Annotated in this window: 26 protein-coding genes and 1 pseudogene; 12 read left to right on the top strand and 15 right to left on the bottom strand. The window is 73.7% G+C overall.

What is annotated here, in order from left to right; genetic code table 11:
* Window positions 1–381 precede the first annotated feature (381 nt).
* The 3 genes and pseudogenes from ACFVGO_RS33245 to ACFVGO_RS33235 all read left to right on the top strand — a co-directional run.
* Window positions 382–1,062, top strand: coding sequence for a ferredoxin (locus ACFVGO_RS33245; RefSeq protein WP_380635816.1), 681 nt, complete (start codon window positions 382–384; stop codon window positions 1,060–1,062).
* 233 nt (window positions 1,063–1,295) lie between these two features.
* Window positions 1,296–2,138 carry a methyltransferase domain-containing protein gene (locus ACFVGO_RS33240; protein WP_380635814.1) on the top strand — a complete coding sequence of 281 codons (843 nt, stop codon included), beginning with the start codon at window positions 1,296–1,298 and terminating at the stop codon, window positions 2,136–2,138.
* Window positions 2,135–2,314 (top strand): annotated as a pseudogene (locus ACFVGO_RS33235) (DUF6584 family protein); the annotation flags it as partial. The gene ACFVGO_RS33240 and the pseudogene ACFVGO_RS33235, both read left to right, overlap by 4 nt.
* 217 nt (window positions 2,315–2,531) lie before the next feature.
* On the opposite strand, the gene ACFVGO_RS33230 reads toward ACFVGO_RS33235, so the two are convergent.
* Window positions 2,532–2,798, bottom strand: a complete 267-nt coding sequence (locus ACFVGO_RS33230; protein WP_053111985.1) for a hypothetical protein — start codon at window positions 2,796–2,798, stop codon at window positions 2,532–2,534.
* 96 nt (window positions 2,799–2,894) lie between these two features.
* Window positions 2,895–3,260, bottom strand: coding sequence for a hypothetical protein (locus ACFVGO_RS33225; protein ID WP_380635812.1), 366 nt, complete (start codon window positions 3,258–3,260; stop codon window positions 2,895–2,897).
* A gap of 271 nt (window positions 3,261–3,531) precedes the next feature.
* Here ACFVGO_RS33225 and ACFVGO_RS33220 point away from each other — a divergent pair, with 271 nt between their 5' ends.
* The gene (locus tag ACFVGO_RS33220) at window positions 3,532–4,485 is read left to right on the top strand and encodes a phosphatidylinositol-specific phospholipase C (RefSeq protein WP_380635810.1); all 954 of its coding nucleotides are present in this window, start codon (window positions 3,532–3,534) and stop codon (window positions 4,483–4,485) included.
* A gap of 396 nt (window positions 4,486–4,881) precedes the next feature.
* Window positions 4,882–6,150 (top strand): alpha/beta hydrolase family protein, encoded by a 1,269-nt coding sequence (locus ACFVGO_RS33215; protein WP_380635808.1) that lies wholly within the window; start codon window positions 4,882–4,884, stop codon window positions 6,148–6,150.
* A gap of 75 nt (window positions 6,151–6,225) precedes the next feature.
* Here ACFVGO_RS33215 and ACFVGO_RS33210 read toward each other — a convergent pair whose 3' ends face one another.
* Window positions 6,226–6,621 (bottom strand): winged helix-turn-helix transcriptional regulator, encoded by a 396-nt coding sequence (locus ACFVGO_RS33210; RefSeq protein ID WP_380352828.1) that lies wholly within the window; start codon window positions 6,619–6,621, stop codon window positions 6,226–6,228.
* A gap of 24 nt (window positions 6,622–6,645) precedes the next feature.
* Between ACFVGO_RS33210 and ACFVGO_RS33205 the strand changes: the two genes are divergently transcribed.
* Window positions 6,646–7,047, top strand: a complete 402-nt coding sequence (locus ACFVGO_RS33205; protein WP_359897667.1) for a DUF4440 domain-containing protein — start codon at window positions 6,646–6,648, stop codon at window positions 7,045–7,047.
* A gap of 12 nt (window positions 7,048–7,059) precedes the next feature.
* Here the strand turns inward: ACFVGO_RS33205 and ACFVGO_RS33200 are convergent, their stop codons facing one another.
* From ACFVGO_RS33200 to ACFVGO_RS33170, 7 genes are all read right to left on the bottom strand, one after another.
* Window positions 7,060–7,578 (bottom strand): hypothetical protein, encoded by a 519-nt coding sequence (locus tag ACFVGO_RS33200; RefSeq protein ID WP_359897665.1) that lies wholly within the window; start codon window positions 7,576–7,578, stop codon window positions 7,060–7,062.
* A gap of 223 nt (window positions 7,579–7,801) precedes the next feature.
* Entirely contained in the window at window positions 7,802–8,104 is a 303-nt protein-coding gene (locus ACFVGO_RS33195) for a hypothetical protein (protein ID WP_380635805.1), read from the bottom strand.
* A 92-nt stretch (window positions 8,105–8,196) separates the two neighbouring features.
* Complete coding sequence (locus ACFVGO_RS33190; RefSeq protein ID WP_380352831.1) at window positions 8,197–8,631, bottom strand: hypothetical protein; 435 nt, start codon at window positions 8,629–8,631, stop codon at window positions 8,197–8,199.
* Between the two features lie 252 nt (window positions 8,632–8,883).
* Window positions 8,884–9,543 carry a hypothetical protein gene (locus ACFVGO_RS33185; RefSeq protein WP_380352832.1) on the bottom strand — a complete coding sequence of 220 codons (660 nt, stop codon included), beginning with the start codon at window positions 9,541–9,543 and terminating at the stop codon, window positions 8,884–8,886.
* 169 nt (window positions 9,544–9,712) lie between these two features.
* Window positions 9,713–10,453 (bottom strand): hypothetical protein, encoded by a 741-nt coding sequence (locus tag ACFVGO_RS33180; protein ID WP_380635802.1) that lies wholly within the window; start codon window positions 10,451–10,453, stop codon window positions 9,713–9,715.
* A gap of 89 nt (window positions 10,454–10,542) precedes the next feature.
* A complete protein-coding gene (locus ACFVGO_RS33175) occupies window positions 10,543–11,166 on the bottom strand; it encodes a PadR family transcriptional regulator (RefSeq protein ID WP_380635800.1) in 624 nt (207 codons plus the stop codon).
* A gap of 129 nt (window positions 11,167–11,295) precedes the next feature.
* Complete coding sequence (locus ACFVGO_RS33170) at window positions 11,296–13,338, bottom strand: FAD-dependent oxidoreductase (RefSeq protein ID WP_380635798.1); 2,043 nt, start codon at window positions 13,336–13,338, stop codon at window positions 11,296–11,298.
* 329 nt (window positions 13,339–13,667) lie between these two features.
* Here ACFVGO_RS33170 and ACFVGO_RS33165 point away from each other — a divergent pair, with 329 nt between their 5' ends.
* Entirely contained in the window at window positions 13,668–15,056 is a 1,389-nt protein-coding gene (locus ACFVGO_RS33165; RefSeq protein ID WP_380635796.1) for an FAD-dependent monooxygenase, read from the top strand.
* Here ACFVGO_RS33165 and ACFVGO_RS33160 read toward each other — a convergent pair.
* Window positions 15,038–15,613, bottom strand: coding sequence for a TerD family protein (locus tag ACFVGO_RS33160; protein WP_359897655.1), 576 nt, complete (start codon window positions 15,611–15,613; stop codon window positions 15,038–15,040). The two genes, ACFVGO_RS33165 and ACFVGO_RS33160, sit on opposite strands and share 19 nt — an antisense overlap.
* A gap of 200 nt (window positions 15,614–15,813) precedes the next feature.
* Window positions 15,814–16,230 carry a hypothetical protein gene (locus ACFVGO_RS33155; RefSeq protein ID WP_359897654.1) on the bottom strand — a complete coding sequence of 139 codons (417 nt, stop codon included), beginning with the start codon at window positions 16,228–16,230 and terminating at the stop codon, window positions 15,814–15,816.
* A 127-nt stretch (window positions 16,231–16,357) separates the two neighbouring features.
* On the opposite strand from ACFVGO_RS33155, the gene ACFVGO_RS33150 reads away from it, so the two are divergent.
* Together ACFVGO_RS33150 and ACFVGO_RS33145 are read left to right on the top strand one after the other, a co-directional pair.
* The gene (locus tag ACFVGO_RS33150; RefSeq protein WP_359897653.1) at window positions 16,358–16,651 is read left to right on the top strand and encodes a hypothetical protein; all 294 of its coding nucleotides are present in this window, start codon (window positions 16,358–16,360) and stop codon (window positions 16,649–16,651) included.
* Between the two features lie 138 nt (window positions 16,652–16,789).
* Complete coding sequence (locus ACFVGO_RS33145) at window positions 16,790–17,209, top strand: hypothetical protein (RefSeq protein ID WP_380635793.1); 420 nt, start codon at window positions 16,790–16,792, stop codon at window positions 17,207–17,209.
* Window positions 17,210–17,315: 106 nt separating this feature from the next.
* Here ACFVGO_RS33145 and ACFVGO_RS33140 read toward each other — a convergent pair whose 3' ends face one another.
* Window positions 17,316–18,911 carry a glycerol-3-phosphate dehydrogenase/oxidase gene (locus tag ACFVGO_RS33140; RefSeq protein WP_380635791.1) on the bottom strand — a complete coding sequence of 532 codons (1,596 nt, stop codon included), beginning with the start codon at window positions 18,909–18,911 and terminating at the stop codon, window positions 17,316–17,318.
* Window positions 18,908–19,516 (bottom strand): TetR/AcrR family transcriptional regulator, encoded by a 609-nt coding sequence (locus tag ACFVGO_RS33135; protein ID WP_380635789.1) that lies wholly within the window; start codon window positions 19,514–19,516, stop codon window positions 18,908–18,910. Before ACFVGO_RS33135 ends, ACFVGO_RS33140 begins: the two co-directional genes overlap by 4 nt.
* A gap of 20 nt (window positions 19,517–19,536) precedes the next feature.
* On the opposite strand from ACFVGO_RS33135, the gene ACFVGO_RS33130 reads away from it, so the two are divergent.
* The 3 genes from ACFVGO_RS33130 to ACFVGO_RS33120 all read left to right on the top strand — a co-directional run bounded on the left by ACFVGO_RS33130 (window position 19,537) and on the right by ACFVGO_RS33120 (window position 22,407).
* Window positions 19,537–21,159 carry an FAD-binding oxidoreductase gene (locus ACFVGO_RS33130; protein ID WP_380635787.1) on the top strand — a complete coding sequence of 541 codons (1,623 nt, stop codon included), beginning with the start codon at window positions 19,537–19,539 and terminating at the stop codon, window positions 21,157–21,159.
* Window positions 21,156–22,064, top strand: a complete 909-nt coding sequence (locus ACFVGO_RS33125) for a diacylglycerol kinase (protein ID WP_359897648.1) — start codon at window positions 21,156–21,158, stop codon at window positions 22,062–22,064. Before ACFVGO_RS33130 ends, ACFVGO_RS33125 begins: the two co-directional genes overlap by 4 nt.
* 79 nt (window positions 22,065–22,143) lie before the next feature.
* Window positions 22,144–22,407, top strand: a complete 264-nt coding sequence (locus ACFVGO_RS33120) for a hypothetical protein (protein WP_359897647.1) — start codon at window positions 22,144–22,146, stop codon at window positions 22,405–22,407.
* 68 nt (window positions 22,408–22,475) lie between these two features.
* On the opposite strand, the gene ACFVGO_RS33115 is transcribed toward ACFVGO_RS33120, so the two are convergent.
* Window positions 22,476–23,393, bottom strand: coding sequence for a DUF6891 domain-containing protein (locus ACFVGO_RS33115; protein WP_380635784.1), 918 nt, complete (start codon window positions 23,391–23,393; stop codon window positions 22,476–22,478).
* Between the last annotated feature and the right edge of the window lie 2 nt (window positions 23,394–23,395).

The following is a 23,395-nucleotide window of genomic DNA, read 5'->3' as shown; positions in this document are numbered from 1 at the left end:
AGGGGGGGGGCGGTCCCCCATTCCGCCCCCCCCCCCCGCCTCCCGGGTCCACGTCCTTCGACCCGGGGCTTCCGCGCGTCGGACTTCCGCCAGTACGTCCGCGACGCCCCGCGGCACGGCTTCCGCCGACGACGGCGGCCACCTTCACATCGACCACTCCCCCGGGCACTTCCACCTCGCCGAAGGGTCTCTGCCGCCGGTGGCCAACAGCCCGCACGGAGGCATGCCCCGGTGATCCGCACCGTGTCCGTCCAGCGGGGCCCGTGCCACCGCCGGACAGACGCGTCGAGGGTGTTCAGCCCGGTCGTCACAAGCTGATCCTGGACACCTCGACCCTTTGGGGGGTCGGACCTTCGGATCTACCCGTCTAGGGTGAGCCGCATGGGAAAGACGCAGGTGGGCGGGCTGGTCGGCCGATGGGCCCGGCTCCTGGACCGGGCGCGGGGCAGCCGACGGGCCGTACCGTTCTCGCACGAGGCGGAGTTGCGGCAGGCCGCCGCACGGATGCGCGGGCGGCTGCTCCGCCACCCCGTGGAAGGGCCGTGGCAGGAGCGGGCCTACTGGGACCCGCTGCCGGCCGCGCGGGAGATGACCGGTTCCGTGGGCGACGGCCGCTGGGGGCAGCGCAGCCGGCTGAACGTGCCGGGCCCGTTCTACGCCGGCGAGACCGACAGCGGGCTGAACGGCCCGTACTACCTCCCCGAGCACGTGCTCTCGGGCGACGAGCACTGCGAGTTCGTCCACCGCCAGCCCGCCAACCCCCGCGAGGTGGCCGCCCTGGTGGAGATCGCCCACGGCGAGCCGCTGGGCGGCTACGCCTGGGACGGCGACCGGCACTGGACCCCGCAGGCGGTGCGCGACTGGTGGTCGCGCCGGGACGAGGTGCGGGCCTGGATCACGGGCGAGCTGGAACTGGGCGACGACGGCCGGAACGAGCCGGAGGCCCTGCGGCAGTACGCCGCCTACCTGGACGACGGGCTGGAGGCCTACCTGCGCGGCTACCTGTTCTGGCTCGCCGAGGGCCGCGAGCCGCAGACCGGGGAGGCGCTCCCGGAGCTCTGACGGCCCGCGCCCCGGGCTACCGCGACTCTCCATTCGGCGTGGGACAGGACGGCAGCACCGTCGCCATCGTCGAGTGGGAGAGCAACCGGACCCGGCCCGACGTCCCGCCTTCGAGGAGACCGTCCCCGCCTTCGAGGAGACCGTCCGGGCCGCCGTGAACACCTTGCACTGATCCGCGAGATCACAGTGGGGTGATCACTGATGGATCGTCACATTCCTTTAGGGTGGCGGCCATGAGCGACCCGCACCCCACCTCGTCCTTCAACGCCGCCAACACCGACCCGGCCGTCACCGACCGGCTCATCGCCGTACTGGACGCCCAGGCGGCCAACCCCGGGGTGCGGCGGCTGCGCGCGTGGGCGCACGCACAGCTCGCCGTACGCCCCGGGGAGCGCGCGCTGGACGTCGGCGCCGGCACCGGGTCGGAGACCCAGGTGCTCGCGGCCGCGGCCGCCCCGGGGGCCGGGGCGACGGACCGCGCCACCGGCACCGCGATCGGCCTCGAACCCAACCCCGGGCTCCGGGCCGTCGCCGAGCAGCGCGCCGCCGAGGCCGGCAGCGCGGCCCGCTTCCTGGACGGCGACGCGCTCGACCTGCCGCTGCCCGACGGGGACTTGGACGTGGTCTGGTGCGAGCGCGTCCTCCAGCACCTCCCCGATCCGGCGAAGGCCGTCGCCGAGATGGCCCGGGTGCTGCGTCCGGGCGGCCGGATCGCGCTGCTGGACACCGACTGGGCCACCTTCGTGCTCCATCCGGCCGCCCCGGAGATCCGCCCCGCCCTGGCGGCCGTCGCCGAGGGCACCGCCGCCACCCCGGACGCCGGGCGCCGCCTCGCGGGCCTGCTGGTCGAGGCCGGACTGGCCGTCGACCACCTCGGCGCCGACGTCCTGCTGCACGACTCCCGCACGGTCACCCGGCCGATCGTCCGCGGGATCGGCGCGGCGGCCGTCGGCCGGGGCCTGATCACCGAGGAGCAGCGCGACCGGCTCTACACCGACCTCGACGCGGCCGCCGAACACGGGACGTTCCACCTGTCGGTGGCGATGTTCGCCGCGGTCGCCCACCGGCCACGCTGACCGGCGGCGCCCACCGGTGGCGCCGACCGGCCGCCGGGGTTGAGACCACCCTGGCGAAGGTCGACGCGGACCTTCACGCCGGCCGCATACCCGTCACCCGGCTGCGCCAGCGCGGCCTGGCGGCCTCGTACCCGGCGGAGCTCACGGTGAGGCGGCGGCTGGCCGAGGTCTACCACCTGTACGGCGAGCCGGCCGAGGCGGGCCGCTGGGCGCACCTCGACCCGGACCGGTCTCGTCCTCACCGGGCTGGTGCTCCTGGGCTTCGCGGTGCTCGGCGCCGTCACCTTCGTCCGCTGGTGGCTCTGACTCCGGTACTCCGGTACTCCGGTGCCCCGGCGCTCCGGCGCTCCGGCCGTCCGGCACTGCGGCGCTCCGATGCCCCCGGCCCTTCGCTCAGAGCCGGTGCAGCGCCGCCTCGCAGAGCCGGCACCGCTGCTGCTCCAGCTCGGGCGGGTACCACGGCTCACCCGGCCGGGCGGGACGGTAGTGGGCGTGCTCCATCGGGGCGGTGTCCAGCCCGCAGAGAGTGCGCGCCTGCGGGTCCTCCGGGACGTCCGGATCCTGGCCGGCGGCGTGCACCGCGACCACGCCCGGGCCGACGCCCTCGGGTCCGAGGGCCTGGTCCGGGGCCAGTTCGAAGAGGACGACGATCGCAGCCACGGTCCCACCGTGGCGGGCGGCGGCCGTCCGCGCATTTCGATCTTCACCCCGCCGAGGGGTCCCGGTGGCGCGGGCCCCCGGGCCGGGGCCGGTCCGCTAGCCGCGGTAGCAGGAGCCGCCAGGCCCCGTGTCCGGGGAGCCCATCCCGAAGACGTACAGCAGGAACAGCAGCACGGCCGCCACCACCAGCACGACCCACTTCACCTCCGGCTCGGTGCCCTCGGGCAGCACGGCCACCAGGACGGCCTGCAGGAGGACCAGCAGCACGGTCATTCCGATCCAGCCGACCGGCAGGCTCAGCGCCATCGACACCCGGGTCGGCACGTCCATCCCCCGCGGGCAGTCCGCCCACCTGCGCGCGACCAGCAGCGCCCCCAGGACGGTGACCGCCGCCGCGAGCAGCGGTCCGGCGGCGTACCACCCGCAGCCGTGCGACCTGTTGCGCTCCACCGATGCCGTCATCCCCGCCGGTCCCCCTCGCCCACGCCCACGTTCCCGGACGCACACGCCTCCGGAGCCCCGCGCGGTTCCCGGGCACGAACACGCGTGGACCCGAAAGCACGTGGGCCCGACGACACACAGCCCCGAATTTCGGCGTCACGGACCTGTCAAAGCCGTGCCCGCGTACTCCAGGATGACAACGCCCCTCGCACGACCGACCGCACCGCACCACCGACCGCACTGCGCCACACCGCAGCGCACCGCAGCGACCGGACCCCCAAGGAGCCGCACCATGGGCATCGCACGTCGTGAACTACTCAAGTGGGGCGCGGGATTGGGCGCCGCCACCGTCACGGGCATCGCCCAGCCGGGCGCCGCGTGGGCGGCCGCCGGCGCCACCACCCCGCGCGGCCTGCCGACGGACAGCTGGATGAGCCGCCTGAGCGGCGACCTCTCACTGCTCGACCTCACCATCCCCGGCACCCACGACTCCTGCTGCGAGAACCCCGCCTACGGCACCGAGTGGTCGCACACCCAGAACTGGGGAATCCCCCAGCAGTTGGCCGAGGGGGTCCGCTTCCTCGACATCCGCTGCAACGGCCTCCAGGGCGCGCCCGACGAGCTCGGGATCTACCACTCCGACGCCTACCAGCACATCCGGCTCCAGGACGTGCTCGACCGGTGCCGAACCTTTCTCCAGTCGCACCCCGGCGAGACCGTCCTGATGCGCCTGCGCAACGAGCGCGCCGGCGGCCAGTCGCTCGACGACACCGAGTTCATGCGGCGGGTCAACCACTACTTCGACGACCTGGGCTACCGCGGCCTGTTCCACTTCTACGGGTGGCCGACGCTCGCCACCGCCCGCGGGAAGGTCGTCCTGATCGCCGACTTCGCCAACCCGTGGGGCCTGATCGACTGGTCCAGCGGCGAGAACGGCTGGTTCGACACCCAGGACCTCTGGCAGACCGGCGGCCTCGACCCGCTGGGGACGAAGGGCGGGCGCATCGTCGCCCAGTTCGACAAGGCCTTCCTCAACCCGGGCCACTCGAAGATGTTCGTCAACTTCCTCTCCTACGCCGGTGGTTACTGGCCGAAAACCAGCTCGCAGGCCCTGATGGACCGCACGGTCTACCCGTATCTGAACGCCCGCACCCAGCAGCGCGCCCGGTTCGGCATCGTGCCGATGGATTTCCCGGACTTCCACGTCAACGTCCTGCAGATGCTGATCGACAAGAACTTCATCTGAACAAGCGGTAGTTGACGAATTCGTGTTCCACCCGCGCCCCGATGTGACGCGTTCTCCGCACCGCGACCGCTCCGCCTCCACCGACGCACGCGGACCGGTGGAACAGGGAGCAGTCACACGGGATCCGGTACGAAGCGGGCCGGGAACGCCCGACCCGTGGTCATGGCCGGCAACGCGGCGTCGCCCCGGCGGCGCCGCGTTGCCGTCTGCCGCTACCGCCTGCCGGTGCCGGCTGCTGCTCGTTGGCGCCCGTTGGCGCCCGTTGGCGCCCGTTGGCGCCCGTCGGTGCCGTCCGCATCAGCCCAGGGATGTAAACCCGTGGGCCAATACGACGTGACGAAGGATCAATCGACGGGCTGATGTTGCCCACCCGGCCCGCGTGACAGCGTTCCACGCATGGACACCACGCCGCTGGACACCACGCCGACCGCACGCCGTACCGGACCGACCCGCCGCCGCATGCTGGGCACCGCGCTCGCCCTCGGCGCCGTCGCGCCGCTGGGCCTCGCCCGCACCGCCTCGGCCGCTCCCGCTGCCGCCCCGGCCTCCTCTCCCGCCCCCTCCTCCGGCGCCACCTCCCCCTCCCGCCTCACCCTGCCCGCGCCCACCGGCCCCTTCCCGGTCGGCATGGTGCCGCTGCACCTGCGCGACGAGTCCCGGCTGGACCCGAACGCCCGGCCCGGCAAGTTCCGCGAGCTGATGGCCACCGTCTGGTACCCCGCCCGGACCGCGGACGCCGCCGCCTACCCGCTCGCCCCCTGGATGACCGAGGGCGCGCTCAAGGCCTTTCTCGACGACGTCGGCTTCCCCCTCCCGGTCTCGCTCGCCCCGATCACCGCCGGCCACCAGGGCGCACCCGTCCACCGGGCCGGCCGGCCGCTGCCGGTCATCCTCTACTCGCACGGCGCGGGCGGCCACCGCGGCGACCACACCATCGTGGTCCAGGAGTTGGCCAGCCACGGCTTCGCCGTCGTCACCGTCGACCACACCCACGACGGCATCACCGAATTCCCGGACGGGACCGTCGTCACCCGGGACGGCGTCGCCCCGGGCCTGTACCCGAGGGACTACGCCGCCGACCTGCTCTTCCTGCTCGACCGCGTCGTCGACCTCGCCAACGGCCGCAACCCCGACGTCGACGGCCGCACCCTGCCGAACGGCCTGCTCGGCGGCCTCGACGCCCGGAACATCGGCGCCTTCGGCTGGTCCAAGGGCGGCACCGCCGTCGGCCTCGCCATGGTCGCCGACCAGCGCATCCGCGCCGGGCTGACCCTGGACGGGCGAATGGAGTCGAACCCCGCCATCACCACCGACATCGACCGTCCGTTCATGATGATGACCGCCAACTACACCCGGGCGACCAGCCCCTACATCGCGACCTTCTGGGGCCACCTGCGCGGCTGGCGCCTCGACGTCCAGGCCACCGGCGCCGTGCACAACTCGTACGGCGACAACATGACGCTGATCCCGCAGGCGGGCCGGCTGATCGGCCTGACCGAGGAGCAGATCCAGTCCCAGGTCGGCACCCTCGACCCCGACCGCGGCGTCCTCATCCAGCAGGCCTACCCGCGCGCCTTCTTCGACCTCCACCTGCGGGGCCGCCACTGCGGCAAGCTGCTCGACGGCCCGTCGAAGGCCTTCCCCGAGGTCGTCCACCACCCGTAGGACCTCGTACGGCCGCGGGCGCCGTAAGCCCGGCACGGCGGCGGGCGGCCGTCACGGGGGTGCGGCCGCCCGACCCTAGCCGCGCCCCGCCAACGCCACACCCGTCCGGTACAGCTCCACCAGCAGCGGCCGCAGCGCCTCCCCGGCCGGCGTCAACCGGTACGAGGTCCGCACCGGGAACCCGCGCCGCCGCTCCCGCACCACCAATTCCCGCTCACCCAGGGCCTGCAGGCGCTCCGCGAGCACCTTCGAGCTGATCTCCGGCAGCCGCTCCCGCAGCTCCCCGTACGAGGCGGGGCCGTGCATCAACTCGCGCAGCACCAGCGTCGTCCACCGGCCGGCCACCGCCGCGAGCGCCACCTCCACCGGGCAGTCCGGCTCCGGGCGGGCGGTGCGGCCGCGCCCGTCCGGCACCAGCTCCTCGTCCCAGCCCCGCTCACCCCACCCGTCACTTCCCGTTTGGTGACCCACGCCGGGCCGGTCTTCACTGCTCGCATGACTCACCCCACCACCCTCCCCCCGAGCACCGACCCGGCACAACACCCGGCCGTCTTCGCCGCCGCCTTCAACTCCGGCCGCCCGGAACTGCTCGCCCGGGTCTACGAGCCCGGCGCGGTCTTCGTCCCCACCCCCGGCGCCACCACCACGGGCCACGAACTCCACCGCGCCAACGCCGAGTTCCTCGCTCTCGGCCTGCCCATCACCGTCCGCCCCCGGCACACCTACGTCGCCGACGACATCGCCCTGCTCATCGTCGACTGGGAGATCACCGGCACCACCCCCGACGGCACCGACATCCACCTCACCGGCACCGCCACCGACGTCGCCCGCCGCGACCCGGCCGGCCACTGGCACTACGTGATCGACAACCCCTTCGGCACAGCCGCCCGGCCGTGACCGGGCGACCGCTCAACCCTCGGTCCGCACCTTCGGGTTGACCGTGCAGAAGTAGACCCGGCCGGTCTGCTTGTCGAAGTAGAAGCTCCCCGAATACTGGGTCCGGGTGATCGACTCGTCGAAGGCCGTGCTGTGGAGCCATCCGGTCGCGCCACCCACCTCAGTGGCGATCTCCTCCGGGACCCCGCACTCGATGACGGTCTCCTCCCACGTTCCGCTCGACGTGATCGCCGCCAGCGTCGCCGGCTCGACCTGCGCCACCCCGTCCAGGCTCACGTCGGTCGGTCCGGGAACCCAATCCACGGAGTTCTGGGTCAACACCCGGCTGACCCACGTGGCCCCGGACAGCGAACCCAACTGCGGAAAGCGACGCTTCAGCGGGTCGAGGTCCGTCCGCACCGTCGGCGTCGGCGTCGGGGGCTCCGCCGCCGTACAGGACGCCACCAGCGGCAGGCCGGTGATCAGTGCCAGGGCCGGAACGACCAGCGCGGCCAGGGGCCTTGAGCGCTGCTTCACACGAGGGCGGTCCACGAACCCGATCATTCCACCACGGTGCCGATCGCATGTCCCTCTCGCCGGAGGAACGGCTCCCCGGTGAGGTCCCCGCCTCCACCTGCAACCACTCGGAGCACCTCTCCTTTTCCCCGGCCCCCCAACAGCACCCTGCCAACGGGCAAGCACCGGGAGCGCCCCATCCGTTCGCCGGATGGAGCGCTCCCTGAGCTTGTCCTACTGCACCCTGACGGCTGGTGGACTACTGCCGGACGAAGGCCTCATCGGCGATCGAGACCCCGGTCAGCTGCAGCCGCTCCTGCCCCTCGTACGTGAAGTACTGGAAGTACCTCTCGCACGTCGGATAGCCGGCGACGGACGTCAACGTGGCCCACGCTCCGGTCCCGGCGTCCTCCAACTTGCCATGCTTCCACGTGCCGGTGAACTGCACCGGCGTGGACGACTTCTCCCCACGGCATGCGGCAGGCAGCAGGCTCACCTCCCCGAGCTTGCCGCCCTCCAGGAACTGGATCGACCCGATGCCCGACTTCCAGGTCCCGACCACCGGCGGCTTCTCGTCGGGCCCGGCCGAACACCCCACCGCCAACGGCAACACCGACGCCACGGCGACGGCCAGGCCGCTCCCGCCCCGACGCACTACACCCTTGAGAACGATCGCTGTTCACTCCCCCGCGACTGTGCGGCCAGAGCAGCCACCTGCCCGTTGTGTTCTTCCTGCAGGTAGATCTGGCAGTCCCGCCCTCTGTCATAGCTCCGCAGGGTCACGAAAACCCCCGTCCCGGCATCATCGACGCTCCCGATCTTCCAGGTTCCCTGGTACTCGCCGAGCGGTTCGGCGCCCGCCACGGGCTCCTTCAAACAGAAGTAGCCGTCGAGCCGCACCTCCCCGAGCGCCCCGCCCTCCCGCAGCTCGATCACCTCGTCGCGCGCGACCCAGCGGCCCACGTAGTCCTTGGCTTCCGGCCCACCCGGCCTGAGCTTCAGATAGCCGGTGGCTCCGGCGATCAGCACGAGCCCCACCACCAGAACCACCCCCTCCCGCGACCTCGGAAACCACTTTCCGGCAGCCATGTCTTCCGCCCCCCTCCCTCAAACCAGGTCCCGATGACAGCCGGGTCAGGCGCCTTCCCCACTGTGCACGCAGTCGCCAGCGGCAAGATGCCCGGCAGGGAGTCAGGCAGGACGCACAACCCGCCGCGGGCTCGCTCCCGTCCGGGCTCCAGAGCCGTCATCACCCGATCACCCCGTTCCCCCCAAGGACCACGGTTCCCGGTGAACCCCGCCCCATCATAGGAAGCGGGGTCCCGCGGACGGTCCGACCGGTCAGCACTGCACGCGGTCGCCGACGTTCCCCATGTCGAGCGTCACACGATCCTCGGCAACCGCGCCGTCGCGCTGGACTGCCACCCGGTACTCGCCCTGGAGGCTTCGCGGTACCGACACCGTGTAGACGGTGCGGAGTACCCCGTCGACGGTGATCGAGTACCCCTTCCGCGCCGGAAAGCTCCGTCCTTGGCAGGAGATCTGATCGATCGTCTCCCCACTGGACATCAGCATGACCGACCACTGGCCGTTGTACATGCTGGCACCGATGAAGATTCCGACTCCGGGAAGCGGCCTGGCAGCGATGTCCGCGAGCGGAACGCATCCACGCGAAACCACCCTCGGCGACGCCGAGCAGATGGCGCCGGTAGTCTCGGCCTGCCAGATCAACTCCGGGCCGTAGCCGCTGTCGTACCGCACGACCGTGAACGCGCCACCGGCCGGGGCGTTCCCGTTCTCCTCGGCCAGCCGCAGGATCTGCCGCCTGGAGTCCTCCGGAACCGTCAGCTCCGGAGAGCCTCCGCCGGCAGCAGCGGACGGCCCGGCCGCGGCTGCACCGGAGGCAACCACCGCATCCGACACGGCACCGTGTCCACCGGGCACCCCGGTGCAGGCACAGACGCCGAACAGCAGGCCTGCGAGAACGGTACGGAGTTTCACCGGAAAGCACCTCATGTCTTTTCCCCCTTCTCCGTGGCTCCTCGACCACCAGAGCCTCCGGCGCGTGCAGCCGCCGCCTCCTTGGGCGGTGGACCACGGCGGCCCCTCGCCGAACGTACAGGACGTTCGGGAAGGGGCCGCGGTGTTGTGCGCAGTGTGCGGGGGCGGGTCAGACGCGCTGGCCCTCGGTGGGGGCGGCGGTGGGGGTGGTGGTGTTGCCGGCCTGGGAGCCGAGGGTGCGTTCGACCTTGGCGACGGCGGTGCGGTACTGCATGGAGGCGGCCTGCTCGGAGGTGGCCTGGCGTTCGAAGAAGCCGAAGGCCATGGCGACCGTTCCGAAGCGCTCGATGCCGACGTAGCCGTTGAGTTGGACGCCGGCCAGGGTGCCGTCGAGGTGGACGGCGGGGGCGTCCTTGCGGTCGCCGAGGGTGACCGGGGTGACGGTGAAGGTGACCTCGTCGTCGGTGCCGCCGTTGAAGGTGATGCTGTGGCAGGTCTTCAGGGCGTCGGCGGCGGTGTTGAAGTCGGCGGTGAGCCGGTCGGGCGCCTCGGCGGCGAGGACCTGGGTGGTCATCGGATTGCCGTCCGGGCCGTCGAGTTCGACCGCGGCGTGCGGGACGTCGGTGCCGGTCTGGGTGGCGCGCATGTTGATCAGGGCGCTGAGCGCGGCGCAGCCCGTCACCGGGGTCGGGTTCGCGCCGGGGCTGGGGCTCTGCGTCACCGGGATCTCGGTGTAGCCGGGGCCGAGGTCGGCGGCGGTCAGCAGGGCCGACTTCAGCTGGTCGGCGGAGGGCAGTTGCTGGGCGTCCTGGGCGGGTGCGGCCGATGCCGGCAGGGTGGCCGGGCCCAGGGCGACCGCCACGGCTGCGGCCGCGGCGGCGAGGGCGTGGATGGGCCTGGGACAAGTCATACGGGCCCCCGGTCGAGGGTTCGGGCAGGGACAGCCACCAGTGTCCCACCGGGGGCCGGACGGGGCGCGCGGGCGGGGATATCCGCTGGTCAGGACCCGTTCGCGGGGCCGGCGGACGGAGCGGAGGGGGGCGAGGGAGCGGGGTGGGCGGACGGAGCGGAGGGGGCGGGCGGAAGGGCGTCGAGGGTCTCCAGGGCTTCGAGGGTCTCGGCGAGCCACTGCACCCAGAAGGTCTCCAGTCCGATGCCGGCCCGCAGCACCGCGTGCTGGAGCCGGTTCCCGGGGTCCGTCCGCTCGGCCGGGAAGTCGCGCCGCTCGATTTCCCGGTAGTCGGCCAACTGCTCGCGGTGCAGGGTGAGATGGCGCCCCAGCTCGGCCGTCAGCCCGTCCGTGCCGACCACCGCGGCCGCCCGCAGTCGCAGCAGCAGGGGCTCCCGGACGGCGCGGGGCGCGGCGCCCTCGGCGGTCCAGCGGGCGAGTTCGGCGCGGCCCTCGGGCAGGACCTCGTACTCCTTCTTCTGTCCGCGCACCGGCCCTTCCGGCTGGAGGGCCCGGATGTGCCCGGAGGCCTCCAGCCGGCCCAGTTCGCGGTAGATCTGCTGGTGGGTGGCGGGCCAGAAGAAGCCGATCGACTTGTCGAACCGCCTGGTCAGCTCCAGCCCCGAGGACGGTTTCTCCAGCAGGGCGGTGAGGATGGCGTGCGGCAGCGACATGGGGTCGATCGTACGGGGCCGATCGCGGGCGGCGGGCCCGGCTCGGCCCCGGGCGGACACGGAGGTCACGGAGGTCACGGAGGGTACGGAAGTGCGTGCAGGGGCGTGCCGGCCGGGGTGCGGGCCGGGTCAGAGGGTGGCGGCCAGTTCGGTGCCCTGCTTGATGGCCCGCTTGGCGTCCAGTTCGGCGGCCACGTCGGCGCCGCCGATCAGGTGCGCCGGCAGGCCGCGCTCGCGCAGCGCCTCGTACAGGTCGCGGCGCGGCTCCTGGCCGGTGCAGAGCACGACGGTGTCCACGGGCAGCAGTTGGCGCTCGCCGTCGACGGTGAGGTGCAGGCCGGCGTCGTCGATCAGGTCGTAGGTGACGCCGGGGACCATCACCACGCCGCGGTGCTTGAGTTCGGTGCGGTGGATCCAGCCGGTGGTCTTGCCGAGACCGGCGCCGACCTTGCCGGTCTTGCGCTGGAGCAGGTGGACGCTGCGCGGGGGCTCGGGCCGCTCCGGGGCGCGCAGGCCGCCGCGCTCGCGGTAGTCCGGGTCGATGCCCCACTTGGCCTGGAACGCGGGCGGGTTGAGGCTGGCCGCGTCGCCCGGGTCGGTGAGGAACTCGGCCACGTCGAAGCCGATGCCGCCCGCGCCGAGGATGGCGACCCGCTCGCCGACCGTCGCGCCGTCGCGCAGCACGTCGAGGTAGCCGAGCACGCTGGGGTGGTCGATTCCGGGGATGTCGGCGGGAGTTCGCGGGGTGACGCCGGTGGCGAGGACGATCTCGTCGTGGCCCTGCTCGGCCAGCTGTTCGGCGGTGACGGTCGCGCCGAGCCGCAGGGTGACGGCCAACTCGGCCAGCCGGGTGCGGAAGTAGCGCAGCGTCTCGTCGAACTCCTCCTTGCCGGGGATGCGCCGGGCGATGTTCAGCTGCCCGCCGATCGTCCCGGCGGCGTCGTACAGGGTGACGTCGTGGCCGCGCTCGGCGGCGGAGACGGCGAAGGCGAGGCCGGCCGGGCCGGCTCCGACGACGCCGATGCGCTTGCGCAGTCGGGTGGGGCCGAGGACGAGTTCGGTCTCGTGGCAGGCGCGGGGGTTGACCAGGCAGGAGGTGATCTGGAGGTTGAAGGTGTGGTCGAGGCAGGCCTGGTTGCAGCCGATGCAGGTGTTGATGGCCTCGGCGCGGTCGTCCCGGGCCTTGGCGACGAAGTCGGCGTCGGCGAGCAGCGGGCGGGCCATCGAGACCAGGTCGGCGCTGCCCTCGGCGAGCAGGCGCTCGGCGATCTCGGGGGTGTTGATGCGGTTGGTGGTGACCAGCGGGATGCCGACCTTGCCCATCACCTTCTTCGTGACCCAGGCGAAGGCGCCACGCGGCACCGAGGTGGCGATGGTGGGGATGCGGGCCTCGTGCCAGCCGATGCCGCTGTTGATGATGGTCGCCCCGGCGGCCTCGACGGCCTGGGCGAGCTGCACGACCTCGTCCAGGGTGGATCCGCCGGGCACCAGGTCGAGCATGGAGAGGCGGTAGACGATGATGAAGTCCTCGCCGACCCGTTCGCGGACCCGGCGGACGATCTCGACCGGGAAGCGCATCCGCCGCTCGTACGGGCCGCCCCACTCGTCCTCGCGGTGGTTGGTCGCGGCGACGACGAACTCGTTGATCAGGTAGCCCTCGGAGCCCATGATCTCGACGCCGTCGTACCCGGCGCGGCGGGCGAGTTCGGCGCAGCGGGCGAAGTCCTCGATGGTCTGCTCGACCTGCTCGGCGGTGAGCGCGTTGGGCGTGAAGGGGCTGATCGGGGCCTGGATCGCGCTGGGGGCGACGAGGTCGGGGTGGTAGGCGTAGCGGCCGAAGTGGAGGATCTGGAGGGCGATCCTGCCGCCGGCGGCGTGCACCGCGTCGGTGACGGTCCGGTGCTTGTCGGCCTCCTCCTCGGTGGTCAGCATCGCGCCGCCCTCCCAGGGGCGCCCGGCCTCGTTGGGGGCGATGCCGCCGGTGACGATCAGGCCGACGCCGCCGCGGGCCCGTTCGGCGTAGAAGGCGGCCATCCGCTCGTAGCCTCCGGGGGCCTCCTCCAGGCCGACGTGCATGGAGCCCATGATCACGCGGTTGGGCAGAGTGGTGAAGCCGAGGTCGAGCGGGCTGAGCAGGTGCGGGTAGCGGCTGCTGCCGGGGTGGGCGCTCATCGACGTCTCCTGGGGCGCGGGCTGGGGGTCGTTGTTACCGCAGGGTAGGGGACGGGCGGCGGGGTATGCAACTAGTTGCATAAGGCTGGACGGAGTCTCCGGGCGGACCCTCCGGACACCCCTCCGGACACCCTGCGAACGACCGCCGGAGGCGCCCGACCGACCGCCCGGAGACCCCTCCGGACGGCCCTCCGGATGGCTCGAACACGCCGCCGGAACCCGGTCGGCGGCGTATCGTCGTGTCCCGGACATCGCGGGGGCGACGCAACGGCGTCCCGGACATCGCCGCGGCACCGCGGGGACGACACGAGCTCGGGAGAGGAGCGGCCGTGCGGGGTGGCTCGGTGGCCGTGGTCGGGGGCAGCATCGCCGGAAGCGCGTTCGCCGGCGCCGCCGCCCGGCTCGGCGCGGAACGCGTGGTGGTGCTGGAACGCAGCCCCGGCCGGCTGGAGGACCGCGGCGTGGGGCTGTGCACCCACAACGACCGCTTCGACGAACTGGTCCGGACCGGTCACCTCGACGCGGACACCCGCCGCCACCGCCTCACCGTCCGCCGCTGGGTCGCCCGGGGCGCGGCCGGCGAGGGCGACGGACCGGACGACTGCGGTCGGCTGCTCTGGGCCCAGCCCTTCCCCTTCCACTCCCACCACTGGGGCGTGCTCTGGCAGGCGCTGCGCGAACGGACGCACCGGCAGGTCGAGTTCCGGCTGGGCACCACCGTGACGGCCGTCGGCAACGGGCCCGACGGCGCCTGGGCCGAAGCGGGTGGCGGCCGCGAGACGTACGACCTGGTGATCGGCGCCGACGGCTACCGCTCGGTGGTCCGCGCGGCCGTCTGCCCCCGGGCCGAACCCGAGTACGCCGGGTACGTGTGCTGGCGCGGCAGCTACGACGCCGCCCTGCTCGCCGAACTGCCCGGCGGCGCGGCGCCCTGGCCCGAGGAGCAGTGCATCACCGCCTGCTACCCCGGCGGCCAGGTGGTGATCTACCGCATCCCCGGGGTCGAACCCGGCCGCACCCAGGTGAACTGGGTCTTCTACGCCCCCACGCCCGCCTGGCTGCGGCTGGACGGCCCGACCAGCATCCCGGCGGGCAGCCTCCTCGACGGACAGCTGGACGAACTGCGGCAGCTCGCCGAGCGGTTCCTGCCGCCGTACTGGGCCGGCCTGGTCACCCTGACCCCGCGCGAACGGACCTTCCTGCAGCCGATCTACGACCTGGCGGCCCCGCGCCGCACGGCCGGCCGGCTGCTCATCGGCGGGGACGCCGCCACCGTGGTGCGCCCGCACAACACCAGCGGCGCGGTCAAGGCGATGCAGGACGCCCACGCCTTCGAACTGGCGGGGCGCGAGGCCGGCTCCTGGTCGGCCCTGCTGGCCGCCTACGACCGCGAACGGACGGAGTCCGGGCGGGAGTTGGTGGAGCTGGGCCGCATCCTCGGCCGGGCCCAGGTCACCGGGGCGCCGGACTGGTCGGGGATGGACGAGCCGGGCATGGCCGCCTGGTGGCAGCACCAGTTCACCGGCGGCGGGGGTTTCGGCGGCCACGCGCTCGACCGTACCGGCCGAGCGCTCGCGGCGACCGCCGAAACCACGTCAACCCGCGTGGGGCGGACGGGCGTCGACGACGTCGACGGTGGTGACGTCCACCAAGGTGGCGCGGACGGCACCGGTGACGACGCCGCCGGCGGCGACGACGGTCAGACGTTCACGCCGTAGTCGGTCGCGATGCCGCGCAGGCCGGAGGCGTAGCCCTGGCCGATGGCGCGGAACTTCCACTCCACGCCGTTGCGGTACAGCTCGCCGAAGACCATCGCGGTCTCGGTCGAGGCGTCCTCGGTCAGGTCGTAGCGCGCGATCTCCAGGCCGTTGGCCTGGTTGACGATCCGGATGAACGCGTTGCGCACCTGGCCGAAGTTCTGCAGCCGGGCGTCGGCGTCGTAGATCGACACCGGGAAGACCACCTTGGCCACGTCGACCGGGACGCGGTCCAGGTCGACCTTGATCTGCTCGTCGTCCCCGTCCCCGCCGCCGGTCAGGTTGTCGCCGCTGTGCTCGACCGAACCATCGGGGCTGCGGAGGTTGTTGAAGAAGACGAAGTGCTGGTCCGAGACCACCTTGCCCAGCGCGTTGCACAGCAGCGCGCTGGCGTCCAGGTCGTAGTCGGCCCCGGTGGTGGTGCGCACGTCCCAGCCGAGACCGACGATCACGGCGCTCAGACCGGGCGCCTCCTTGCTGAGCGAGACGTTGCCGCCCTTGGCCAGCGAAACTCCCACAATGCCCTCCTCGGATCTCTCCCTGTGGACGAATCTACAACACTGTAGAGATCACGAGAATCCGTCTGGAGGCGGGCCCGCCCCGGGATTTTCTCCGGGTCGCGCACGGGAACCGTGCGCGGGAGCCGCCGCAGGGCAGGTCGCGGCGCCATTGCGCGCCGTCATTGCACGGCGTCACCGCACGCCGTGAAGGCACGCCGTCACTGCACGGCGTCGATCTCGATCCGCAGCGCGCCGTTCTCGGCCGTCGCCCGGCGGCCCCAGTCCAGCAGCAGGCGCAGCACCGCGCGCTCGGCGGCCGGGAGCCGGGCCAGGTCCACCTGCTCGATCTCCCGGACCAGCGCGGCCGTCGACGGCTGCCGGATCCGGCCGGCGAAGTCGAGGTCGGGCTCGTGGCGGGCGAGGGTGGGCAGGGTCCGCGCACCCAGGCGGCGCAGGACGGCCCGCAGCGCGCCGCCGTCCGCCCAGGCCTCCAGGCGCCCGGGCTGCGGCGCCGGGCCGGCCTTGCGTCCCGTCCTCGCCTTGACGGGCACCCGGTACAGGCCGAGGACGTACTCGTCCTCGGCCACCTCCTCGTCCGGCCCGTACGGCCGCAGGCCACCCGCTGTGCTCCGCATGCCGAGCACCCTAACGACCTCCCGTTCTAGACTGGCAGTTGATTTCCCTCGTCGACTCTTCCCCGCTTCCCCTCGTCGGCTCTTCCCCCGTTTCCCCTCGTCGCAGGCCCGGTCGCCGGAGGTCCCGATGCGCCAGCGGTACAGCTTCCACCTCGACCGGGGCGGGCACTCGGTGACCGTCAACGTCCGGTCCGGCTGGATCACCGAGACCGAGTTGCTGGTCGACGGCAAGGAGTGCGCCTTCCACCGCGTCCACGGGCACGGCGTCTACCCGCTGACCCTCGCCGCCCAGGTCGCCGAGGAGCCGCCGAAGCCGCTCGCGGTCCGGCTCGACCGCACCGGCCGGGCCGAGCACCCGCTCGCCTGCGTCCTGGAGCTGTCCGGCACCGAGCACCCGATGCCCGAGCGCACGGCGCGCTGAAACACCCCGTTCGGGTGGTTTGCCCCTGAATATCGGAAAACCGTACGATCCAGGGTCGGCCCGGACGAGCCGCCTCCACGAGCCGGACTGCCCCGAGCCGCGCCCCACGAGCCCCACTCAGACGACGAAGGCCTGCGCATGACCACCCCCGCGACCCCCGCGACCCCCGACACCTTCGACGAGCTGCTGCGCGAGGTGATGGCCGACGCCGAGCGCTTCGGCCACCGCCAGCACGTCCGGCTCACCTGGCTCGCCGTGCGCCGCCACGGCGCCACCGCCGCCCTCGACCTGATCGGCGAGGGCATCCTGCGCACCGCCACCAAGGCCGGCGCGCCGCAGAAGTTCCACGTCACCATGACCCGGGCCTGGGTCGAGCTGGTGGCCCTCCACGCGGACGACGACGCGACGAGCTTCGAGCAGTTCGCCGCCCTGCACCCGGACCTGCTCGACAAGGACCTGCTCGCCCGCCACTACCGTCCGGGGACGCTCGCGACCGAGCAGGCCCGGACCGCCTGGGTGGAGCCGGACCTCGCCCCCTTCCCCCGGGCCGCGGCCTGACATTCCCCCGGGCCTCGGCCCGACACGCCGGTCGGTCGGCCGCCGGGCGAATCGCCCGGCGCGCCGACCGAAGCGCCGACCGCCGATTCGTCGAGCACCCGACGCGTCAGCTCCCCCGAACCTCCCCGAGGCACTCCGCGACGATCTCCTCGACCGCCTTCCGGGCCCGGTCCGCGTCCTGCGCGACCAGCCCGATCCTGGTACGGCGGTCGAGCACGTCGGCCGCGTCCAGCGCGCCCTCGTGGCTGACGGCGTGGGCGATCTCGGCGCGGGTCACGTCCAGACCCTCCGCGATCGGCGTCAACTCCCCTGCCGCCAGCACCTCGTGGGCCGCGCCGCCGTGGCGGGCGAGCAGCGAGGCGGGCACCTGGCCGGCGGCCCCCGCGCCGGTGGGCAGCGGGCGGCTGTCCCCGTGTCCGGGGGCGCCGATCAGCGGCAGCCGGGCCGTCCAGCAGGCGCGGGCGGGCAGGCCGCGCAGCCGGACGGCGGTGTCCACCGCGTCCTCGGCCATCCTGCGGTAGGTGGTGAGCTTGCCGCCGACCACGGTGATCACCCCGGACGGGCTCTCCAGCACCGCGTGCTCGCGGGAGATGTCGGCGGTGCTGCCGTCCCCGGTGTCGATCAGCGGACGCAGACCGGCGTACGCGCCGCGCACGTCCGCGCCGGTCAGGGCGGTGGCGAGGGCGGCGTTGACGGTGTCCAGGAGGAACGAGCGCTCGGCCTCGGTGGGCTGCGGCTCGTCCGGGATCGGACCCGGGGCGTCCTCGTCGGTCAGGCCGATCGCGACCCGGCCGAGCTGCTGCGGCAGGGCGAAGACGAACCGGCTGGTGGAGCCGGGCACCGGCACGGTGAGGGCCGCGGTCGGGTGGCCGAGCGCCGCCGCGTCCACCAGCAGGTGGGTGCCCCGGCTGGGCCGGAGCTTGATCGAGGTGTCCACCTCGCCCGCCCAGACGCCGGTGGCGTTGACCACCGCGCCGGCCCGGACGGCCAGCTCCCGCCCGGTCAGGTTGTCGACCAGCCGGGCCGAGGTGCCGTCGACCTGCTCGGCGCGCACCCTGGTCAGCACGGTCGCCCCGTACTGCGCGGCGGTCCGGGCCAGCGCGACCACCAGCCGGGCGTCGTCCACGAGTTGGCCGTCGTGGGCGACCAGCGAGCCGCGCAGCCCGTCCGTCCGCACGCCCGGCACCAGCCGGCGGGTCCGGTCGGCGTCGATCCGGCGCACCCGGGGCAGCAGCGCGCCCGGGGTGCCGGCCGTCAGACGCAGCGCGTCCCCGGCGTGGAAGCCCGTGCGGATCAGCGCGGCCTGGCCCGGGCGCAGCAGGTCGGGGAGCAGCGGCACCAGTTGGGGCAGCGCCCGGATCAGGTGCGGGGCGGTGCGGGTCATCAGCACGCCGCGCTCGACGGCGCTCTCCCGGGCCACCTTGAGCTGCCCGGAGGCGAGGTAGCGCAGGCCGCCGTGCACCAGCTTGGAGCTCCAGCGGCTCGTTCCGAAGGCGAGGTCGCGGGCCTCGACGAGCACCGTGCGCAGGCCGCGCGAGGCCGCGTCCAGGGCCACTCCGGCGCCGGTGACGCCGCCTCCGACGACCAGGAGGTCGATCCGGGGGTCGTCGCCGAGCGCTTGGAGTTCCAGCGTGCGGCGGGCGGCGTCGAGCCGGCCGGTGCCCGCGTACGGGCCCGCGTGCGGGCCTGCGGTGGGGGTCATGGCGCGAGGTATCCGTTCAGTGCTCTGGCCAGTTCGCGCCGCCAGGCCGCCTCGGGCAGCAGGGAGGCGACCATGCGGTGCGACTGGACTGTGGACTGGGCGATCAGCAGGACCATGGCGGCCAGTTCGAGCGGCTCGCCGGCCCGGATCGAGCCGTGCGCCTGGCTGTGTTCGATGCCGGCGCGCAGCGCCTCCAGCAGGCCGCGCTGGCTGGCGCCGAGCCGCTCGACGACGTACAGGAGCAGCAGGTCGGAGTCGTCGGAGTGCAGCAGTGCGCCGAGCACCGGGTGGTCGCGCAGCCGGACGGCGATCTCCACGACCCGCTCGACGAGGGTCTCCCGGTCGTGGACGTCCAGCCCGGCGCCCTCCAGGGTGGTCAGGATCTCCCGGGTGAGCAGCGCGCCGATCACCGCCCGGACGTCCGGCCAGCGGCGGTAGACGGTCGGGCGGCTGACCCCGGCGCGGCGGGCGATCTCGGACAACTGGGTCCGGCGCACGCCGAGATGGACGATCAGGTCGGCGGCGGCGTCCAGGATCGCGTCGTCGGTGCTGCGCTCCCCGGGGGCCGGGGGCGGCGTCTGAGGCTCGGCGTTACTACTTGACATGATGTGTGAAACTGTAACGCATGGCACCTGAGACGCAAGCGGGACCGGCCGGCGCCGCACTTCCGCTCCCCCCGATGAAGTGGGACGCCTGGGGCGACCCGGCCCTGGCCAAGGAACTGTCCGCCGACATCAAGGGACTGCTCGCCGCCGCCCTCGGCGTCACCGGCGACGCCGCCCCCGGGCCCGGCGCCGACGAGGTCGTCCTGCGCCCGTCCCGGATCTCCGCCGAGGACATCGAGGCGCTCGCCGCCGCCGTCGGCGAGGCCCACGTCAGCGCCGCCGACGCCGACCGGCTGCCGCGCGCCGGCGGCAAGTCCACCCCCGACCTGCTGCGCCGCCGCAGCCGCGAGGCACAGGACGCCCCCGACGCCGTCGTGCTGCCCGGCAGCGAGCAGGAGGTCGCCGCCGTCCTCGCGGTGTGCGCCGAACGCCGCATCGCCGTCGTCCCGTTCGGCGGCGGCACCAGCGTGGTCGGCGGCCTCGACCCCGAGCGCGGAGCCTTCGACGCCGTCGTCTCCCTCGACCTGCGCCGCTTCGACCAGCTGCTCGACCTCGACGAGACCTCCGGCGAAGCCGTCCTCGGCGCCGGCCTCACCGGCCCGGCCGCGGAGGCCCTGCTAGCCGAACGCGGCTGGGAACTCGGCCACTACCCGCAGAGCTTCCGCTACGCGACCATCGGCGGCTTCGCGGCCACCCGCTCCTCCGGCCAGGACTCCGCCGGGTACGGACGCTTCGACGAGATGGTGCGCGGACTGCGCGTCGTCACCCCCGCCGGGATCCTCGACCTCGGCCGCGCCCCCGCCTCCGCAGCCGGCCCCGACCTGCGCCAGCTCTTCCTCGGCTCCGAAGGCACCCTCGGCGTGATCACCGCCGTCCGGCTGCGCGTCCACCCGCTGCCCGCCGTCAAGGCGTACGAGGCGTGGAGCTTCCCCGACTTCGCCACCGGCACCGCCGCGCTGCGCGCCGTCGAGCAGCAGGGCACCGGCCCGACCGTGATCCGGCTCTCCGACGAGGCCGAGACCATGATCAACCTGGCCATGACCGAGCAGATCGGCGGCGCCCCGGCGGTCACCGGCTGCCTGGCCGTCACCGTCTTCGAGGGCACCGCCGCCCAGGTCGCCGCCCGCCTGCAGCTCACCCGCGACACCCTGCTCGCCACCGGCGCCACCTCGCTCGGCGAGGTCCCCGCCCGGGCCTGGGAGCACGGCCGGTTCAACGCCCCCTACCTGCGCGACTCGCTGCTCAGCGCGGGCGCGCTGTGCGAGACCCTGGAGACCGCGACGAGCTGGAGCCGCCTGCCGGCCCTGCGCACCGCCGTCACCGAGGCGCTCACCGGCGCCCTGCCCGGCTCCCTCGTGCTCTGCCACATCTCGCACGTCTACCCGACCGGTGCCTCGCTCTACTTCACCGTCGTCGCCGCCCTCGGCGAGGAGCCGCTCACCCGCTGGGGCGCCGCCAAGCGCGCCGCCGGGGACGCCATCCTCGGCGCCGGCGGCACCATCAGCCACCACCACGCCGTCGGCGCCGACCACCGGCCCTGGATGACCGAGGAGATCGGCGACCTCGGCGTGCGCATCCTGCGCGCCGTCAAGGCCGAACTCGACCCGGCGGGCATCCTCAACCCGGGCAAGTTGATCCCGTGAACGAGGTGAGAACCGTCCGCAGGGTCGCCGTTCTCACCAACCCGGCGGCGGGCGCCGGCCATGCCGAACCCGCCGCCCACCGGGCCACCGCCCGGCTGCGGGCCCTCGGCGTCCAGGTCGAACCGCACGCCGGGCGCTCCCCCGAGGACGCCGTCCGCCTCGCCCGCGAGGCCGTGGCCGGCGGGGTGGACGCGGTGGCCGTCGTCGGCGGCGACGGCATGATCAACCTCGCCCTCCAGGCCCTGGCCGGCACCCCCGTCCCGCTCGGCGTGATACCCGCCGGCACCGGCAACGACCACGCCCGCGAATACGGCCTGCCGCTCGGCGCCCCCGAAGCCGCCGCCGACGTCATCGCCGCCGGACGCACCCGCGGCATCGACCTCGGCCGGATCACCGGCCCGGACGGCGCCGTCCGCTGGTACGGCTCCGTCCTCGCCACCGGCTTCGACTCCCTGGTCAGCGACCGCGCCAACCGGCTGCGCTGGCCGCGCGGCCGGATGCGCTACAACCTCGCCATCCTCGCCGAGTTCGCCAACCTGCGCCCGCTGCCGTTCCGCATCACCCTCGCCGACGGCACCGTCATCGAACGCGACCTCACCCTGGCCGCCGTCGGCAACACCCGCAGCTACGGCGGCGGCATGCTGATGTGCCCCGCCGCCCTCCCCGACGACGGGCTGCTCGACCTCACCCTCGTCGACGCCATGCCCCGGCTGCGCATCGCCCGCTTCTTCCCGACCCTCTTCAAGGGCACCCACGTCACCTACCCGGAGGTCACCACGCTGCGCACCGAGTCCCTGCGGATCGAGTCCCCCGGCATCACCGCCTACGCCGACGGGGAGTTCATCGCCCCGCTCCCGGTGGACGTCGCGGTCGCCAAGGACGCCCTGCGGGTGCTGGTGCCGTGAGAGGCTGATGCCGCGGTCCGGTCCCACGGGCCGGACCGCGGCACCGGTCACCGGTCACCGGCGGGAGAGGCTGACGGACATGCACCTGGCGCTCACCGTGACACCCCACGGCATCCCCGTCCTCGGCGTCCTGGTCGCCACGGCCGTGCTCGCCGCCGCCGTCTGGGACGCCCGCCGCTTCCCCGGCGAGCCCTGGTTCCGCTGGCTGCTCCCCCTCGGCCTGCTCGTCGAGTGCGCGGCCGTCGCCACCCTGTGGCTCCCCCTCGTCCCCGTCGGCGCCGTCCTCCTCGGCGCCGGCCTCGGCCTCACCAACCACTGGCGCTGGACCCGCCGACGCACCTGACCACCCGCCGACGCACCTGACCACCCACCGGTGCACCTGACCACCCACCGGCTGCCGCACCCCCGGTCTCACGCGCCCAGGCGGCGGCGCCACAGCAGCGGGCGTATCTCGATCGCGTGGGACGGGTCGCCGTTCCAGACCGTCAGCAGGCCGGCCTCCGTCAGGGCGGCGACCACTTCCTTCCCGACCGCGACAGTGGTCGCCCGGGAGCCGTCGAAGCCGCCGTACAGCAGGGACAGGCCGTGGCCGGCGGCGGCGGACTCGGTGCACTGGGCGTGGAAGTAGACGAAGCCGCGCGCTTCGGGGGCGCCGGCCTCGGCGATCTCGGCGTCCGCGCAGGAGCGGCAGCAGCCGAAGTCCTCCCGGGCCGTGATGCCACCCGCCTCCAGGGCGGCGAAGGCCCGGGTCAGGCGCTCCGGATCCGTCTCGCCGATCCAGCCGCTCTGCTCGCCGACCCGCTCCAGCCAGAGCCGGTCGGCGAGTTGCTCGGCCTGCGGGCGCGAGAGCGGGCGGCGGTCGCCCGCGACCAGGTGCTCCTCGGCCTGTTCGGCGAGCCCGGCACGGTCGGTGTAGCCGCAGGCCAGCGTCAACCGCAGCCGCTCCTCCAACTCCATCCGCTCGCCCGCCTCCAGGTCGATCGGCGGCACCGGCTCCGGCGCCGGGCCCAGGTCGAGCGGCCGCCAGTCCAGGCCCTCGTCCCAGCCCGCCGCACCGCGCGCCCAGCCCGTCATCGCCTCGACCACCGGCTCGGGCCCGTCCAGCCGCACCTCGAAGTGCCGCTCGGCGGAGCCGTCCCGGTGCTCCAGCGTGTACTCCTCCCCGTCGGCGTGCCACACCTGCACGTACACGTCCGGCAGGTCCGGTATCCGCTCCACGACGAGGAAGCGGTCGTCCGGCGCACCGATGCGCCGGACCATCCCCGCCAGTTCGTCCGCCGACACCCTCAGGTGCCGCGTCTCGTTCGTCTGCACCGCGATCGCCAGCATGA

The sequence above is a fragment of the Kitasatospora sp. NPDC057738 genome (genome assembly GCF_042798815.1).
GTDB lineage: Bacteria > Actinomycetota > Actinomycetes > Streptomycetales > Streptomycetaceae > Kitasatospora > Kitasatospora lactacystinica.
Note: the sequence above shows the minus strand (reverse complement) of the source record. Positions and strands in the feature narration are given on the sequence as shown.

What these genes read in the sequence shown, in the direction of transcription:
- ACFVGO_RS33245 (WP_380635816.1), top strand. Translation starts at nt 382, where the DNA reads ATGGGAAAGACGCAGGTGGGCGGGCTGGTCGGCCGATGGGCCCGGCTC.
- ACFVGO_RS33240 (WP_380635814.1), top strand. Translation starts at nt 1,296, where the DNA reads ATGAGCGACCCGCACCCCACCTCGTCCTTCAACGCCGCCAACACCGAC.
- ACFVGO_RS33225 (WP_380635812.1), bottom strand. Translation starts at nt 3,260, where the DNA reads ATGACGGCATCGGTGGAGCGCAACAGGTCGCACGGCTGCGGGTGGTAC.
- ACFVGO_RS33220 (WP_380635810.1), top strand. Translation starts at nt 3,532, where the DNA reads ATGGGCATCGCACGTCGTGAACTACTCAAGTGGGGCGCGGGATTGGGC.
- ACFVGO_RS33215 (WP_380635808.1), top strand. Translation starts at nt 4,882, where the DNA reads ATGGACACCACGCCGCTGGACACCACGCCGACCGCACGCCGTACCGGA.
- ACFVGO_RS33205 (WP_359897667.1), top strand. Translation starts at nt 6,646, where the DNA reads ATGACTCACCCCACCACCCTCCCCCCGAGCACCGACCCGGCACAACAC.
- ACFVGO_RS33190 (WP_380352831.1), bottom strand. Translation starts at nt 8,631, where the DNA reads ATGGCTGCCGGAAAGTGGTTTCCGAGGTCGCGGGAGGGGGTGGTTCTG.
- ACFVGO_RS33180 (WP_380635802.1), bottom strand. Translation starts at nt 10,453, where the DNA reads ATGACTTGTCCCAGGCCCATCCACGCCCTCGCCGCCGCGGCCGCAGCC.
- ACFVGO_RS33175 (WP_380635800.1), bottom strand. Translation starts at nt 11,166, where the DNA reads ATGTCGCTGCCGCACGCCATCCTCACCGCCCTGCTGGAGAAACCGTCC.
- ACFVGO_RS33170 (WP_380635798.1), bottom strand. Translation starts at nt 13,338, where the DNA reads ATGAGCGCCCACCCCGGCAGCAGCCGCTACCCGCACCTGCTCAGCCCG.
- ACFVGO_RS33155 (WP_359897654.1), bottom strand. Translation starts at nt 16,230, where the DNA reads ATGCGGAGCACAGCGGGTGGCCTGCGGCCGTACGGGCCGGACGAGGAG.
- ACFVGO_RS33150 (WP_359897653.1), top strand. Translation starts at nt 16,358, where the DNA reads ATGCGCCAGCGGTACAGCTTCCACCTCGACCGGGGCGGGCACTCGGTG.
- ACFVGO_RS33145 (WP_380635793.1), top strand. Translation starts at nt 16,790, where the DNA reads ATGACCACCCCCGCGACCCCCGCGACCCCCGACACCTTCGACGAGCTG.
- ACFVGO_RS33140 (WP_380635791.1), bottom strand. Translation starts at nt 18,911, where the DNA reads ATGACCCCCACCGCAGGCCCGCACGCGGGCCCGTACGCGGGCACCGGC.
- ACFVGO_RS33135 (WP_380635789.1), bottom strand. Translation starts at nt 19,516, where the DNA reads ATGTCAAGTAGTAACGCCGAGCCTCAGACGCCGCCCCCGGCCCCCGGG.
- ACFVGO_RS33130 (WP_380635787.1), top strand. Translation starts at nt 19,537, where the DNA reads ATGGCACCTGAGACGCAAGCGGGACCGGCCGGCGCCGCACTTCCGCTC.
- ACFVGO_RS33120 (WP_359897647.1), top strand. Translation starts at nt 22,144, where the DNA reads ATGCACCTGGCGCTCACCGTGACACCCCACGGCATCCCCGTCCTCGGC.
- ACFVGO_RS33115 (WP_380635784.1), bottom strand. Translation starts at nt 23,393, where the DNA reads ATGCTGGCGATCGCGGTGCAGACGAACGAGACGCGGCACCTGAGGGTG.